Source organism: Stenotrophomonas sp. STEN046, from assembly GCF_056759755.1.
On sequence record NZ_JBRRDR010000030.1, the window covers coordinates 26,279 to 39,522 of the forward strand.

17 protein-coding genes and 1 riboswitch are annotated in these 13,244 nt (G+C 65.7%); of the genes, 9 read left to right on the top strand and 8 right to left on the bottom strand.

Annotated features, from left to right (window positions below):
- Positions 1-90 precede the first annotated feature (90 nt).
- Positions 91-774, top strand: coding sequence for an Ivy family c-type lysozyme inhibitor (locus ACVOLJ_RS14215; protein ID WP_481564409.1), 684 nt, complete (start codon positions 91-93; stop codon positions 772-774).
- Between the two features lie 60 nt (positions 775-834).
- Here ACVOLJ_RS14215 and ACVOLJ_RS14220 read toward each other — a convergent pair whose 3' ends face one another.
- Positions 835-1,209: a hypothetical protein gene (locus ACVOLJ_RS14220; protein ID WP_475281162.1), complete on the bottom strand. Its 375-nt coding sequence runs from the start codon at positions 1,207-1,209 to the stop codon at positions 835-837.
- 454 nt (positions 1,210-1,663) lie between these two features.
- Positions 1,664-1,978, bottom strand: a complete 315-nt coding sequence (locus tag ACVOLJ_RS14225; RefSeq protein ID WP_475281163.1) for a hypothetical protein — start codon at positions 1,976-1,978, stop codon at positions 1,664-1,666.
- A gap of 93 nt (positions 1,979-2,071) precedes the next feature.
- On the opposite strand from ACVOLJ_RS14225, the gene ACVOLJ_RS14230 reads away from it, so the two are divergent.
- Positions 2,072-2,446: a hypothetical protein gene (locus ACVOLJ_RS14230; protein WP_475281164.1), complete on the top strand. Its 375-nt coding sequence runs from the start codon at positions 2,072-2,074 to the stop codon at positions 2,444-2,446.
- Positions 2,447-2,523: 77 nt separating this feature from the next.
- On the opposite strand, the gene ACVOLJ_RS14235 is transcribed toward ACVOLJ_RS14230, so the two are convergent.
- Both ACVOLJ_RS14235 and ACVOLJ_RS14240 read right to left on the bottom strand, forming a co-directional pair.
- The gene (locus ACVOLJ_RS14235; RefSeq protein WP_475281200.1) at positions 2,524-3,204 is read right to left on the bottom strand and encodes a hypothetical protein; all 681 of its coding nucleotides are present in this window, start codon (positions 3,202-3,204) and stop codon (positions 2,524-2,526) included.
- A 149-nt stretch (positions 3,205-3,353) separates the two neighbouring features.
- Positions 3,354-3,623: a hypothetical protein gene (locus ACVOLJ_RS14240; RefSeq protein WP_475281165.1), complete on the bottom strand. Its 270-nt coding sequence runs from the start codon at positions 3,621-3,623 to the stop codon at positions 3,354-3,356.
- Between the two features lie 356 nt (positions 3,624-3,979).
- Between ACVOLJ_RS14240 and ACVOLJ_RS14245 the strand changes: the two genes are divergently transcribed.
- From ACVOLJ_RS14245 to ACVOLJ_RS14275, 7 genes are all read left to right on the top strand, one after another.
- Positions 3,980-4,210: a hypothetical protein gene (locus tag ACVOLJ_RS14245; protein ID WP_481564410.1), complete on the top strand. Its 231-nt coding sequence runs from the start codon at positions 3,980-3,982 to the stop codon at positions 4,208-4,210.
- Positions 4,211-4,419: 209 nt separating this feature from the next.
- Positions 4,420-4,992 (top strand): OmpO family porin, encoded by a 573-nt coding sequence (locus ACVOLJ_RS14250; RefSeq protein WP_475281201.1) that lies wholly within the window; start codon positions 4,420-4,422, stop codon positions 4,990-4,992.
- Positions 4,993-5,108: 116 nt separating this feature from the next.
- On the top strand, positions 5,109-5,861 hold the full coding sequence (locus ACVOLJ_RS14255) for a DUF6597 domain-containing transcriptional factor (protein ID WP_481564411.1): 753 nt from the start codon (positions 5,109-5,111) through the stop codon (positions 5,859-5,861).
- An 84-nt stretch (positions 5,862-5,945) separates the two neighbouring features.
- On the top strand, positions 5,946-6,314 hold the full coding sequence (locus ACVOLJ_RS14260; protein WP_481564412.1) for a VOC family protein: 369 nt from the start codon (positions 5,946-5,948) through the stop codon (positions 6,312-6,314).
- 123 nt (positions 6,315-6,437) lie between these two features.
- A complete protein-coding gene (locus ACVOLJ_RS14265; RefSeq protein WP_481564413.1) occupies positions 6,438-6,707 on the top strand; it encodes a hypothetical protein in 270 nt (89 codons plus the stop codon).
- A gap of 105 nt (positions 6,708-6,812) precedes the next feature.
- Positions 6,813-7,787 (top strand): Dyp-type peroxidase, encoded by a 975-nt coding sequence (locus ACVOLJ_RS14270; RefSeq protein ID WP_481564414.1) that lies wholly within the window; start codon positions 6,813-6,815, stop codon positions 7,785-7,787.
- A 160-nt stretch (positions 7,788-7,947) separates the two neighbouring features.
- The gene (locus tag ACVOLJ_RS14275; protein ID WP_481564415.1) at positions 7,948-8,364 is read left to right on the top strand and encodes a TonB C-terminal domain-containing protein; all 417 of its coding nucleotides are present in this window, start codon (positions 7,948-7,950) and stop codon (positions 8,362-8,364) included.
- Between the two features lie 57 nt (positions 8,365-8,421).
- On the opposite strand, the gene pnuC is transcribed toward ACVOLJ_RS14275, so the two are convergent.
- The 4 genes from pnuC to ACVOLJ_RS14295 form a co-directional block, all read right to left on the bottom strand.
- The gene (pnuC, locus tag ACVOLJ_RS14280; protein ID WP_481564416.1) at positions 8,422-8,994 is read right to left on the bottom strand and encodes a nicotinamide riboside transporter PnuC; all 573 of its coding nucleotides are present in this window, start codon (positions 8,992-8,994) and stop codon (positions 8,422-8,424) included.
- Positions 8,995-9,002: 8 nt separating this feature from the next.
- Entirely contained in the window at positions 9,003-11,183 is a 2,181-nt protein-coding gene (locus ACVOLJ_RS14285) for a TonB-dependent receptor (RefSeq protein ID WP_481564417.1), read from the bottom strand.
- Between the two features lie 70 nt (positions 11,184-11,253).
- A riboswitch (TPP riboswitch) is annotated at positions 11,254-11,349 on the bottom strand.
- A gap of 43 nt (positions 11,350-11,392) precedes the next feature.
- Positions 11,393-12,517 carry a phosphotransferase enzyme family protein gene (locus tag ACVOLJ_RS14290; RefSeq protein ID WP_481564418.1) on the bottom strand — a complete coding sequence of 375 codons (1,125 nt, stop codon included), beginning with the start codon at positions 12,515-12,517 and terminating at the stop codon, positions 11,393-11,395.
- Between the two features lie 118 nt (positions 12,518-12,635).
- The gene (locus ACVOLJ_RS14295; RefSeq protein ID WP_481564419.1) at positions 12,636-13,034 is read right to left on the bottom strand and encodes a glycine zipper 2TM domain-containing protein; all 399 of its coding nucleotides are present in this window, start codon (positions 13,032-13,034) and stop codon (positions 12,636-12,638) included.
- Positions 13,035-13,244 lie beyond the last annotated feature (210 nt).

Below are 13,244 nucleotides of genomic sequence, written 5' to 3' on the forward strand. Positions count from 1 at the left end.
ATGGGTGGGCATGATGGGTACAATCACGCCCATCGGTGCGTACCGCATGAGCGGGCGCGTGCACTCCCCATGGATGGAGCAGGGTTGGCAATGAACGTTCGGAATGCGTGTGTGGCGCTGGCGGTTGGGTTGCTGGTGGCCTGTGGTCAATCACCGGACGCATCGATCGCTACGACGGCCACACCCGCAGCACCTGCGATCGCTGCGCCTGCAGAGGCTGCCACCGCCACCGTGGACGACGCCGAACCCTCCATCGAAGACGGCGTGGATCCTTCGGTGTGGGACAACGAAGGCGAGCCGGAAAGCGAACCGCCGCCGCCGGCCGTCGAGCTGACCTGTGCGGACAACCCGCTGGCGACCCACTTCTTCACCCTGGTCGGCGGCAACACCGTGGACGACTGCGGCCGCAAGGACCCGAAGGTGCTGGCCGCGTTCGATGCCTTGATGAAGCACACTGTGGCAGCCGAATCCAGCGACAAGGAGATCCCTTCGTTGCGCGAACGGCTGTTGAGCGGACCCAGCGGGCCCGGCGAGCTGCTGGTGCTGCAGGGCGAACCGTGGTGGTTCTATACCGCCTGCCAGGCCCACGACTGCCCCGGCACCGCGCTGGCGATGCTGTATTCGCCCGATCAGTCGAAGATGGTCGGCCGTCTTACCGCGCGCTGCCGTGTGTGGTGGCTGGGCGAGCCGACGGCGGAACAACGTGAGCGGATCGAACAACGCAAGCCACTGCAGGATGCCGCGTTGAAGGAAGACAGCGCGCTCTGCGAGTGATGTGGCGCCCGCAGTAGCGCCGGGCCATGCCTCGCGGAATGGCAGGCGATGTTCGCTGTATCACCCATCCGGCCGCATGCGTGCGCTGACCTGCGCGGTCATCGCCAGGCACGCCATCATCAGTCCTTCCATCACACGGTCACCGACGTATTCCTCGTCCGGCCCGTTCTGGCGCACGCGTTCGGCGGCCAGCAGCATTTCCAGTGCAATGCGCAGGCCTGCCAACGCGCAATCGGCATCGGCCAGCGCCATGCGGCGGCCCGGCATCTGATGGCGCTCGGGCCAGGGTTGGCCATCGGCAGCGGCGCCTTTGCCGATGCGATTCAACGTGGCGATGAAGGCGTTTGGACCGGCGTTGGGCGCGTGCTCGGGCAGGTCATCGGCGTTGGCGGGCGGATGATGCGGATGCAGGTGGGGGACGTCGGGTGTGGTCATGGCTGGGGCTCCGTGCAGGACAGACGGTAGCCGCCACACAAAGGTGGCGGGCGGAGACGTGGCTCGAAAACCGGGAGATCACGCATAAGTCCGGCAGGCACAAGGCCTCCACGCTCCGCCCGCCATGGCCGGCAGACGGATTGCCAGCCGGCGCCACGCGGGGTGACGCCGGCCGGCAAGCGTAAACAACGTGTGTGATCTCACGGGTTTTCGATGCCCGGCCATCCTTTTTCGATGGCCCGTCATCTGTACCGCTGTCGCTACGCAACGCCAATTAGAAGAGTTGCAATCAATGCATGATCAAAGACGCTTTCGGCATTTTTGCATGCTGTTCAACAACCGCAGACGATGGCGGCGCAAAGTCCCCCGGCGTTCGAGGAATATGCGACACGGGTCGTAGTTGCCGCGTTCGCGCGGATGCCCCAGGCGGCCGATGACGACAGAAGGGCTGAGATCAGCGGTTGCCAACCGCAGCGGGTTCAATGCCAAGCGAAGCCAGTTTGCGTTGCATGCCGGCGGGCGTATTGAGGGTATGCACAAACAAGCCACCGGCCTTTGCATAGCTGATGATGCCTGCCCCATCGGCCAGCAGGCCGACGAAAACCGGATCCCGGACCCCAGTGACGGCGTACTCGCATACGTCCACCTCCGCGCCCAGAAGGTCTTCAATGGTGCTGGATGAGGGCGAAGGCACAAACGTGTACCGTCCCGGACAATTGCGGATCGGGTTCCAGTGCCATGCGTTCCATAGCGATTCAAAACGGGTCACAAGACGTCCCCTGCGTGTACGGGCAGGATGATAGGCTCATCCCGCAATATTCCGGCAAGATCCGACCAGCGCGTTCCGACCCGGGGGCATCCCATGAACAAACAAGACGCTGCGGCCGCGCCCGCGTTGTTCGGTGCACTGCGCGACCTGCTGCACCGCTACCAGCACAAGCTCTCGGTCGTGCACGATGACGACGGCCATTTCTATGCCAATTCCCTGAAGGTGGATGCCAAGGGCAAGGCGCAGTTCGTCGGCGCAGTGAAGGTGTCAGGTCGCCGGCATGCATTCCACTTCATGCCGGTCTACGACTTTCCCGAACTGCTGGCAGGGATAAGCCCTGCCCTGAAAAAGCACATGCAGGGAAAATCGTGTTTCAACTTCGATGCGTGGGACCCGGCGCTGCTGCAGGAGCTGCAGCGTGTGGTCGAACAGGGCGTGTCGCGGTACGAGGCGGCCGGAAAGCTCTGACAGCCCTCCGGTTCTGCTTCTTCCTGCAGGTCCCGCCGCAGTCTGCGCCACGGTCTGCCAGCGAACACCGTGGTGCGTCAGTCGCTGCCGTGGCGCTTGCGCTTGCCCTCATCGCCTTTTGCATCACCGCGACTCTGCGCGAATTCCGGGAACGTCTCTGCAATCGAGTCCTTGTCCGGCAGCACGTAGAACACACCGCCCTTCTCGAAGGTGGCATGCACGATCTGCTCGTAGAACTCGGATGAGACGTTGATGCAGCCGTGGGTAACGCGATTGTCGTCCGGCGACGCGGATGCCAGCCGTTCGGCGCGTTTCTCTTTCGGGGTGCCGGGCGGCAGCGGGTGCATCGAGACAGCGGAATCGTAGTCCACCCACAGCACGCGCCCAGCGTCTTCGGACGGGCCATAGCCGCCAATGAAGCGGCCCGCCGGAGTGGTGCGGTCATGGCCCGGAATCGCGCTCAATGCGAGCTTTGCCACGTTGGGTGCGGAATGGTCGCCGATGGCCGAACCAAACAGCGCAGGCGCCGCACCGCGCAGCTTGCCGTCGCCGCCGAAGACCAGCACCTGTGCGGCCGCCTTGTCCATGATCGCGAACGGATAGCCCTGGTTGTCCTTGCTCGCGACCACCCAGCCGGCCAGTTCGATCACGGTGTCGGACACTTCCTGGCCGGATGGAAGCTCATCGACGGTCGCCGCCGGTTGCGCAGCAGCATTCCTGGCACTGGCGACGCCGGTGCCACCCAATGCCAGCGCCAGGGCGAGCGCGCCACACAGGGCACGTATCGCAGGAGAGGAGTGCGTACGGATGGGGAAACTCCTTGAAAGGCTTCGAAAAACAAGGGGCCGGTGACCAGCAACGGTCACCGGCCCCTTGTCAGACGCTTGTTACGAACAACGCGGAAGCATCAACCGCGCGGCTTGCGGCCGGGCACGCGTTCAAGCTGCTGGACGCGGCCTTCGATCTGATCCAGACGCTGGTTGGCCTGCTGTGCGGACTGGTTGGCGGACTCGGCGCTCTGCGCCGCACCCTGCACCTTCACGTCGAGCTGGTCGAGGCGTGAGTTGATCGATGCAAACTCTTCCTTGTAGGTGGCACAGGCGCCAAGGCTTACGGTGGCGATGATCGCTACGGTGAGTGCGCGGGCCATCTTCAAATGTTGCGGGTTCAGGTTCATTGCATTCCCTCCTTCGTCTGGGGAAGCTGGAATATAGCGGCGTTTGTTCCCGGCGCTACCAAGTGCTTTCAGCTGCAGTTGGAAGACGTGCATGTGCTGTGAAGAGTGAGCGATGACGCTGCCTTAACAAGCGAGAGCAAGCGAGCTGAACTGCATCGCCGCCGGTTCAGGCAGCGCTGCCGACGCTTCAATCACATCTGCGGAAAAAGACCGGGAAATCGAGGCTTCAACGATCAGACGTGGCCCGGCTACCGGCGCATGCGCGTGCAGCGGCAGTGGAACGGGGCTTCTGCTTGCGACGCTTTCAGCGGCACCGGAGATGTGCGCCCAAACGTTGAACAGGATCGCTATTCATCATGGAAGACGCTGCGCGCAACGCCGATCTGCACCCTGTCATCCGACGACTGATCTGGATGGTCGCGGCGTTATCGATGCTGGTGGCGCTGCTGCTCGTTGCAGTGATCGCAATCGCGCGCTCCCAACATGGCTCCCTGGACGCGGAAGAACTACGTGTGCGCCGGCTCATCGTCGCTGACGAAGTTGGCGACACGCGCGTCGACCTGCCTCTGCAAGCGCCGGGCGAGTGAGGTGTGCGGCGTCGAAGCTCACTTTTCGGCGCATGCCTGGCGGCAGAGGAGTTCCCTGAACCGGAACTTCATTCATGTACCGGTCAGTACAATATTCAGCATCGATTTCATCAACAAACGGATAATTCACACCTGTCGAACGCCTCTTCTCTCTCCCCCTCCCGAGGGGCGTTCGGCAAAACCAAAATAATTAAAGGTGTATCCCGATGATCAAGAATTCGCTGCTTGCCCTGGGTCTGTTGGCCGCGCTGCCGTTCGCCGCATCGGCTGCCGATGGCCTGTCGTACAACTACGTTGAAGGCGGCTACGTGAACACCGATGCCAAGGGCGGCGACGCCGATGGCTGGGGCGTGAAGGGCTCGGTTGCCGTGCACCCGAACTTCCATGTCTTCGGTGATTACAGCAAGCAGGAAACCGACACCTTCAAGAATGATGTCGCCCAGTGGCGCATCGGTGCCGGCTACAACTACGGCATCGCACCGAACACCGACCTGGTGGCTCGCGTTGCGTACCAGAAGTTCGACATGAAGCACGGCCTGGACTTCAACGGCTATTCCACCGAAGTGGGTGTGCGCACCGCGTTCAACCCGTACCTGGAAGGCTACGCCCTGGCCGGTTACGAGGATTACAGCAAGAAGCATGGCATCAACCCGGACGGCGAGTTCTACGGCCGCGTCGGCGCCACCGCCAAGTTCAACCAGAACTGGGGCGTGAGTGGCGAGGTGAAGCTGGCCAAGGCCGGCGACCGCGAGTGGTTCGTGGGTCCGCGCTTCACCTGGTAAGAAACGCTCTGTCGTTAGTGCGTGTAACTGGCGTGTGACCTCTCTCCCACACGCCACCGAAGCCCGGCCTTGCGCCGGGCTTCTCTTTTTCCGGCGCCGCTTTGCCACAATGGGGCATGGGCGAACCCTCCACACTCGCGGGCACCGGCACGGCTTACCAGGAGCATCGGGCGCCTTCGCTGTTGCGCGCGCAGTTCGGTCAGCTCTGGCAGAGCCAATTGTCAGCCGATGCCAGCGGCAGCATCACCGTGCTGCCCGATGGCTGCGTGGACATCCTCTGGCGTGATGGCGTGCTGTTCGTGGTTGGCCCAGACCGTGTGGCTGCGCACCCGGTGCTGGCCCCCGGTGCACAGGTGCTCGGCGCGCGCTTCCGGCCGGGTCAGGCCGCGGCCGCACTTGGCATTGATCTGAGCGAGATCGTGGGCCAGGCCGTGCCGTTGACCGAGTTCAACGTGCGCTGGGCGACACGGACTGCAGCGCGGATTGCCGACGCCGCACCGGACCAGCGCCTGCAATGCCTGGCCGACAGCCTGCACAGGAACATGCCCGCGCCAGCAATGGACGTCCACACACGGCGTGCCCGTGCACTGTTCGCGCACCTGTCCACCGGCGCCACAGGCATTGATGCGCTTGCCGAGCAGCTGGCAATGAGCCCGCGCACCCTGCGTCGCTTCAGCCAGAGCCAGTTCGGTTACGGGGCAAAGTCGCTGGAGCGGATCCTGCGGCTGCAGCGGTTCCTGCGCTGCAGCCAGGCCCAGCCCGCGCAACGTCTGGCGATGCTGGCCGTGGAGGCGGGCTATGCCGACCAGGCCCACCTCAGCCGCGACACCCGCGAGCTTGCCGGCCTGACGGCCAGCGCGCTGCGCTAGCAATGGGGACGCTGATGGCCGTTTCGTTCAAGACCCTGGCTCGACGCTGACCGATGCTGCACGTTCCAACCACGGAGCTGCACCATGAGCCATGCCAACAACGCCGATGCCGAACGCCGCATCGACAACATCGAATTCAACGTCGCCGACATCGCTCGCAGCAAGCAGTTCTATGGGCAGGTCTTCGGCTGGTCCTTCACCGACTACGGACCAGCCTATACCGAGTTCGATGATGGCCGCCTCAAAGGCGGCTTTGTCGCCGATGCCGAAGTGCATGCGCGCGGCGGCGCGCTGGTCATCCTCTACTGTGCGGACCTGGCCGATGCACAGCAACGCATCCTCGCGGCGGGCGGCGAAATCGTGCAGGCCGTATTTGCCTTCCCTGGCGGCCGTCGCTTCCATTTCCGCGATCTGGATGGTTATGAACTGGCGGTTTGGAGTGCGACCACCTGATTGCAGCCAGCAGCGCGCTGCCGTGGGCTCGCGCTGCCTCTACAATGGACCGATGGAACCGTACATCGCCGCCTGCGTGGTGCACACCACGGCAGCTCACAGTGACCCGAGAGCAATCGCAGCATGGACGTGATCGAGATCGCCGGGGCGAATCTGTTGCGCAATGCTGCGGACGGCTGGCAGCTGCAGGCATCCGTGGTCTCGCTGGACCGCACGCGGTTGGCCTGCATCCACCGCGCCGGCGGAGGATTCCGCGTCGAACGTTACCTGCGCGGAAACATGCAGCCGCAGTGGCACGGGGAGTGGTGGTTGCAGCAGCCGGAGTACTCGATCACCGACAGCGGGCAGCAGGCACATGTGCTTGCCGATGAGTGGCTGGCGCGCGCCGGCTGACCACCGCGAACTGAGAACCGCTCCGTCGCCGGCAATGCCGTTCCGCTATGATCGCCCGCACATCGCCGCATGCGATGTGCCCGCCTCAAGCCAGCAGGAACTGCCGTGAACGCCCAGCCCGCACCCATCACCGCCCTCAACCACACGCTCGACAACGAGCCGCAGCAGATCACCGCGCCGCTGACCCATTCGGCCGCGTTCCTGGTGTTGACGGTGAAGGACGATGACGCATCGCTGGCCAAGGTGCGCGAGGTACTGGGCAGTACCGACGACCTGATCAAGAACACCGCCATCCGCGATATCGAGCGCACGTTCACCTGCAACGTGGCCATTGGCCACCGCGTGTGGGAACCGCTGGTGGGCAGCGCGCCGCCGCGCGAGCTGAGGCCGTTCCAGGAAGTGAAAGGTGCCACCCATACGGCGGTTTCAACCCCGGGCGACCTGCTGTACCACATCCGCGCGCGCACGATGGACCTGATCGTGGCATTTGAACGCAACCTGCTGATGGCCTTCGGCGACGCCGTGGAAACCGCTGATGAGGTGGCCGGCTTCCGCTACTTCGACGGGCGCGACCTGCTGGATTTCGTCGACGGCACTGCCAACCCGGAAGGCCTGTCATTGCCGGAGGCGACCATCGTCGGCGATGAAGATCCCGACCATGCCGGTGGCAGCTACGTGGTGGTGCAGAAGTACCTGCACAACCTTGATGCGTGGCGTGCCCAGAAGACCGAAGCGCAGGAAGCGATCATCGGACGCACCAAGCACGACAACATCGAGCTGGACGATGCTCCGGCCGAGGCGCAGAAGTCGCACAAGACGCTGTGCACCATCGAGGATGCCGATGGTGAGCACGAGATCCTGCGCGACAACATGCCATTCGCCAACCCGGGGCGCGGTGAGTACGGCACGTACTTCATCGGTTACTCGCGCCGCTTGTGGGTGATCGAGAAGATGCTGGAGCGGATGTTCATCGGCAATCCGGCGCCGCTGCATGACCGTATCCTCGATTTTTCCACAGCGACCACCGGCGTGACCTTCTTCGCGCCCGCGCGCAGGGTACTGGCCGATCTGGGCGACTGATCACGTCGGGTGGGGCAACCAGGTAGATCCACGCCATGCGTGGATGGATGAACCGGTTGCCCAGAACAGCCACGCATGGCGTGGCTCTACTGCGCCCGCCATCTGCCTGTCATCTACAGCGCCGACCATGGCGCGCTGGATGGGAGTGGAGGCGCAGCTGATGGTTTCTGCAGGCGATGGACGCGCTGGGCGCCGCAGGTGGCGCCCGTTGGCATGGGTGCTGGGCCTGCTGGCGTTGGGGAACGTCAGCGTTTCGGCACAGGAGGCGCCCGCGCACTGGATGGCCTATGCGGCATCGGTGGGTGGCGAGCTGCAGCAGCGGCTGCAGCAGGAGCAGGATCCCCACGCGCAGCGGGTGCTGGCCTGGCTGCAGGAACATCCCGATGCACCGGCGCCGCTGGTGGTGAGCGTGTGGATCGGACGCGACGGCACGATCTCGACGTTGGAATTTGACAGCCTGGGCGATGCCCAGGTGGATGCCGATCTGCGCGCGACGCTGCAGGCGGCACCGTTGCCGGCGGCACCGCCGAAGGACATGCGCCAGCCGCTGCGGCTTGGCCTGGTGCTTACCCGGTAGATTCACGCCATGCGTGGATGCGCCTACCGATGCCCGCCAGCCACGCATGGCGTGGCTCTACCGCGCAGGCACTGCCTGCGGCTCGCGCGCTGCGGCGCGCCACGCGCGCAGCCCGAACAGTGCCAGGCCCAGGAAGAACACGTACAGCGCGGCAGTCACGTGCAATGACTTGAACAGATAGGCGCCCACGTAGACCACGTCCACCGCGATCCACACCCACCAGCAGGCTACGTGGCGGCGCGCCTGCCACCACTGCCCGACCAGGCTCAGCGCGGTCAGCATCGCATCCAGCCACGGCAGGGCGGCGTCGGTGAAGGTGTGCATGCCGGCGCCCAGCGCCACGCCGCCGCACAGGCCGATGGCCAGGTCGCGCAGCAGCTTGCCGCGTGCCAGCGGCACGATGCGGATGCTGCCTTCATCGGCTGCATGCTGCCGCCAGTTGAGCCAGCCATAGACCAGGAAGCCGCCGAAGGCCACCTGCAGCAGGGTGTCCGAGTACAGCTTGGCCTCTGCGAACACCAGCCCGTACAGCGTCACCGACAGCAGCCCGACCGGCCACGCCGACAAACGGCGCCGGGCCATCAGCCAGACGCCGAGGATGCTGCACAGCGCGGCGGTCCACTCGAGCACGACGCCGCTCACAGCGCGAACGTCACCGACAGGCGTGCCTGTCGCGGTGCGCCGGGGAACAGGTAGTAATCACCGCCGCTGCTGCCGGTATCACGCCAGTAGAAGCGGTTGAACAGGTTGTCCACCGACAGGTTCCAGGTCACGGCGCGCTCGTGCAGGCGGTGCTGGAAACGCAGGCCTGCATCGAACACCGAATAATCCGGCGCACGCACGCCGCCATCGGCACGGGCGACGTTGGCACCGGCGTAGCGCCAGCCACCGGTCACGTCCAGGCCCTGCACGAACGGCAGTGCATAGGCCACGTGCACGCTGGCGCGCACCTTCGGCACGTTCACCAGCTGATGGCCCTCATAGGACGGCGTGCCGGTATCGCGCGCACGTGCCTGCAGCACGCTGGCACTGGCCACGATCTGCAGTGCGTCGGTAACCTGGCCATTGGCGGTCAGTTCCAGGCCGGTATGGGTCTGCGTGCCCTCCTCGACGAAGGTGTATCCCACGTCGCTGCCGTCGGGCTTGGCGTACTGGTAGGGCTGCGAGGTGCGGAACAGGGCCGCGCCCAGGGTCAGCGCTTCCACCGGCACGTACTTCACGCCCACTTCCAGCTGCCGCGACTGCATCGATGGCAGGAACGTGTCGGCGTTGGCGGTCCAGAACGGTGCTTCCTGCCCCAGCGAGATGCCGCGCACGTAGCTGGCGTAGGCGTTGAGCTGGTCGGTGGCCTTCCACACCAGCGCGGTCTGCGGCAGGAAGCGCGACAGGCGGCTGTGGCGCTGCGGGGTGCCGCGCTTGTCATAGGCACGCTCGTCCAGGCGCACGAAGCGGCCGCCGGCCAGCCATTGCCAGTCATCGCCGAAGCTCATGCGGTCCAGCGCGAAGAACGCGGTCTGGCGACTGTCCAGGCGTCGTGCCGACGGGCCGGGCATCTTGGGCGAGGGCTCGAACACCGGCACCTGCGCGTCATGGATGTTGCTGGTGCCGACGTACTCGTTGACGCTCGGACGCTTGTCGACGGTGCGGCGGAAGTAGTCGGCACCGATGCTGAGCTGATGGCCGACGCTGCCGGTGCTGAAGCTGCCACGCAGCTCGGCACGCGCCTGCTGGTTGCGGCGGGTGTCATCCGGGCTGCGGTAGTCGTAGACGTCGTAGTCGCCGTTGGGCGCGAAATAGTTGCCAGGCACGCTGCCATCGGCACAGCCGGCGGTGTAGTAGCAGCCGTAGGCGAAGGCGACGTTGTCATCGATCACCGAGCGGCTGTGGCCGATCGACACGCGCGATTGCCAGCTGTCGTTGAAGTCGTAGGTGTGCAGCGCGGTGATGTTGGTGCTGGCGATATCCACCGGACGCTGCCACGGCTGGTAGCCGAGCAGGTGCTCGCGGTCCACGCCACGCGGCAGCGCGCTCGCGCCCAGCAGCTGGTAGCCCGATACCGAGCGCTGCGCGCTGGTCTGGTAGTTGGCATCCACTTCCAGCTTGCCGTGCTCGCCGATCAGCCAGTCGGTGGCCAGCGAATAGAAATTGCGGCGGCCATCGGCATGCTCGACGTAGGAATCGCTGGCGTCCCATGCCGCGTTGAAGCGCACGCCGAAACGCGGGGTCAGCCAGTGGCCAACGTCCACCGCGGCGTAGCGCGAGCCTTCCGAGTCGGTGCCCAGGGTGACCGTGCGTACCTCGGCCGGGCGCTTGCCCACGTAGTTGATGATGCCGCCCGGGGCCATCACCCCCGCCGCCAGCCCGGCTTCGCCCTTGAGGATCTGCACCTGCTGGATGTTCTCCAGCGCCAGGCGCTGTTCGCCGGCGATGGACAGGCCGTTGAAGCGGTAGCCGGTAGCCGCATCCAGCGCGAAGCCGCGGATGGCGATGTTCTGGTAGTAGCCCACCGGCGCATAGGCATCGCCGAGAGAGGCGTCATTGCTGGCCAGCTCGGACAACGAGCGCACCTGCCGGCGGTCCAGGTAATCGCGCTCGAGCACGTTCACCGAGGCCGGGGTGTCCTTCCAGGTGCCGCTGCCGAAGGCGTTGATGCGTGAGGTATCCGGCGCCGGCTTGCCGGCCTGCACGCGTACCGCCGCCAGCTCGGTGGGCGAAGGCGGCGCCGTATCGGCAGCATCGGTGACCGCATCGCTGGCGTACAGCGGCAGGGCGGCGCAGAGGGCCAGGGCGAGCAGGGTGGGGCGCAGGCAACGGTTCATTCGGTTCGTCTTCAGACAACAAGGGAGACGAAGCGACGGCGCGCAGGTGCACCGGCCCATGACGGGGGTGTGGCTGCGGCTCAAAGCTCCCTACGCCGGTGCAAACCGGATCAGGTTCCAAGGGACTCTCTCAGCCTGGCAGATCCAGGCACCCCCGCTTCAGGTGACCATTTCACTACAAATGGTACGGATTTGCGAGCGGCTCCCGTTCACGCCGCCGCGTGCAGCGCCTGCAGCAGGGCCTGCCCCGGCGCGGTGGTGAACCAGGCCGGATGGCCCAGCATGAAGGGCTGCCAGGCCACGTCGGCATTGGCCGTCGAGCCGGTGACGCCCTCGAAATATTCCACTTCGGACAGAGCGAAGTCGAAGTGGACCATCGGCAGCAGGTCGGCCAGCAGGTGCACGCGCGCGGCCGACACCGGCAGTTCCTGCCGGTAACCCTGCAACAGGGCCAGGGCGATATCGATGCGCACCGCCTGCATGCCGCGCCCCAGTTCCAGCCACGCCACTGCATTGCGTTCGATCGCGGTGGCCAGATCAAACAGCGCGCTGGTGGGCGAGGCCAGGCCGAAATCCAGCACGGTGCTGACCGTGCCGTGCTGCCACAGCAGGTTGGAAACGTGCCAGTCGTTGTGCGCCCACAGCCGGGGTTCGTCGCGCAGGCGCGCGGCCAGGCCGCTGTGCCAGGGCAGCACGTGCCGGCGCAGCTGTGCTTCCCACGGAATGCGCGCCAGGTAGCGCGCAAGCCCGGGGCGGTTGCCGAGGTCGGCCTTCAGCGTTGCGATGGGGTCGTCGGCGCGGATCAGGTCATCGCGTGCCACCAGCACATGGGTGCTGCGCTGTGGCGCGTGATGGCCGGCGGCTGCCCGGTGCAGTCGGGCCAGCATGCGACCGGCCTGGCGTGCCTGCTCGACATCGGTCAGCAGGCTCCAGGACACCGCATCGCGGTACAGATCCTCGCCGGTGCCCAGGGCGTGCAGTTCGTAGGTCCATGCGCCGTGTTCGACGGCGCTGTGCCCATCGCTGGCGGCAAGTACCTGCACCACGGGCACATCGGCAGCGGCCAGATGGGCGATGAAGCGATGCTCTTCTTCCAGGGTTCCCGCACTGCGCACGCTGTGGTGATGGCGCTTGAGGAACAGCGGGCCGTCCACCCCGTCGACGATGGCCGCGGCCGACAGCGGTCGTGGGCTGTGCCAGCGCAGCGTGCCCTGCGCGCTCAGCTGCGGGAAACGCTCCGCCAACTGCGCGACCTCCTGCGCCGTGATCGGCGGCCAGTCCGCAGCGACCTCGTCGTTGTTGAGGCCTTGTACGCGATGGGAGGGGAAAGTCATGCCACAGCCGCTGCAGGGGAAGAGGACATCCAAGGCTGCGCATTCAACGCCATGCGCGCTGCAGACGCAAACGGGCGGGTCAGTGACCCGCCCGTCAGGGCCATCCGGCAAGGACTGCTTACCAGCCGCGATGGCGGCCGCGGTCGTGGTAATAGCGGTTGTCGTGGCGCTCGCGCTGCCAGCGACGGTCGTCGCGGCGGTCGTAACCGTAGCCGCGGTTGTAGCCCCGGTCATAGCGGCGATCGTAGCGACGGTCATAGCGGCCGTCGTAACGGCGGTCATGGCGGTCGGACGTGGTCAGGTTGCCGATGGCGCCGCCGGCAACCGCGCCACCCACCGTGGCTGCCGGGTCACCGTTGGAGATCAGGTGGCCCGCCACGCCGCCGACGACGGCACCGACCACGGTGCGCTTGTCCTTCCTCGACATCGCGCTGGCATCGCTGACCACGGCCAGGCCGGCAAGCAGTGCCAGGGCCATCGCCAGTCCACGGAAGCTGAGTGCGGAAGTGCTGAGCATGTTGGGTTCTCCTGTGAGGTGCATGCCACGGTGGGCAGGGAGGGCGCTGGGCGCCCCGGCTGCCGTGGGTACCACGCTGGCGTTCCAACATTGTCGGAACATTGCGTGGGCCTCCGTGCGGCGTGCGCATTCATCTAGCGTCAGGCGGCATGAAGCATGGCTGAAAGCCGGTACGCCGCTCAGCTGCCAGAAAGGAAAAGGCCGCGCAGT

What these genes read in the sequence shown, in the direction of transcription:
- ACVOLJ_RS14285 (WP_481564417.1), bottom strand. Translation starts at nt 11,183, where the DNA reads ATGAACCGTTGCCTGCGCCCCACCCTGCTCGCCCTGGCCCTCTGCGCC.
- ACVOLJ_RS14295 (WP_481564419.1), bottom strand. Translation starts at nt 13,034, where the DNA reads ATGCTCAGCACTTCCGCACTCAGCTTCCGTGGACTGGCGATGGCCCTG.
- ACVOLJ_RS14255 (WP_481564411.1), top strand. Translation starts at nt 5,109, where the DNA reads ATGGGCGAACCCTCCACACTCGCGGGCACCGGCACGGCTTACCAGGAG.
- ACVOLJ_RS14245 (WP_481564410.1), top strand. Translation starts at nt 3,980, where the DNA reads ATGGAAGACGCTGCGCGCAACGCCGATCTGCACCCTGTCATCCGACGA.
- ACVOLJ_RS14275 (WP_481564415.1), top strand. Translation starts at nt 7,948, where the DNA reads ATGGTTTCTGCAGGCGATGGACGCGCTGGGCGCCGCAGGTGGCGCCCG.
- ACVOLJ_RS14230 (WP_475281164.1), top strand. Translation starts at nt 2,072, where the DNA reads ATGAACAAACAAGACGCTGCGGCCGCGCCCGCGTTGTTCGGTGCACTG.
- ACVOLJ_RS14260 (WP_481564412.1), top strand. Translation starts at nt 5,946, where the DNA reads ATGAGCCATGCCAACAACGCCGATGCCGAACGCCGCATCGACAACATC.
- ACVOLJ_RS14215 (WP_481564409.1), top strand. Translation starts at nt 91, where the DNA reads ATGAACGTTCGGAATGCGTGTGTGGCGCTGGCGGTTGGGTTGCTGGTG.
- ACVOLJ_RS14290 (WP_481564418.1), bottom strand. Translation starts at nt 12,517, where the DNA reads ATGACTTTCCCCTCCCATCGCGTACAAGGCCTCAACAACGACGAGGTC.
- ACVOLJ_RS14240 (WP_475281165.1), bottom strand. Translation starts at nt 3,623, where the DNA reads ATGAACCTGAACCCGCAACATTTGAAGATGGCCCGCGCACTCACCGTA.
- ACVOLJ_RS14220 (WP_475281162.1), bottom strand. Translation starts at nt 1,209, where the DNA reads ATGACCACACCCGACGTCCCCCACCTGCATCCGCATCATCCGCCCGCC.
- ACVOLJ_RS14265 (WP_481564413.1), top strand. Translation starts at nt 6,438, where the DNA reads ATGGACGTGATCGAGATCGCCGGGGCGAATCTGTTGCGCAATGCTGCG.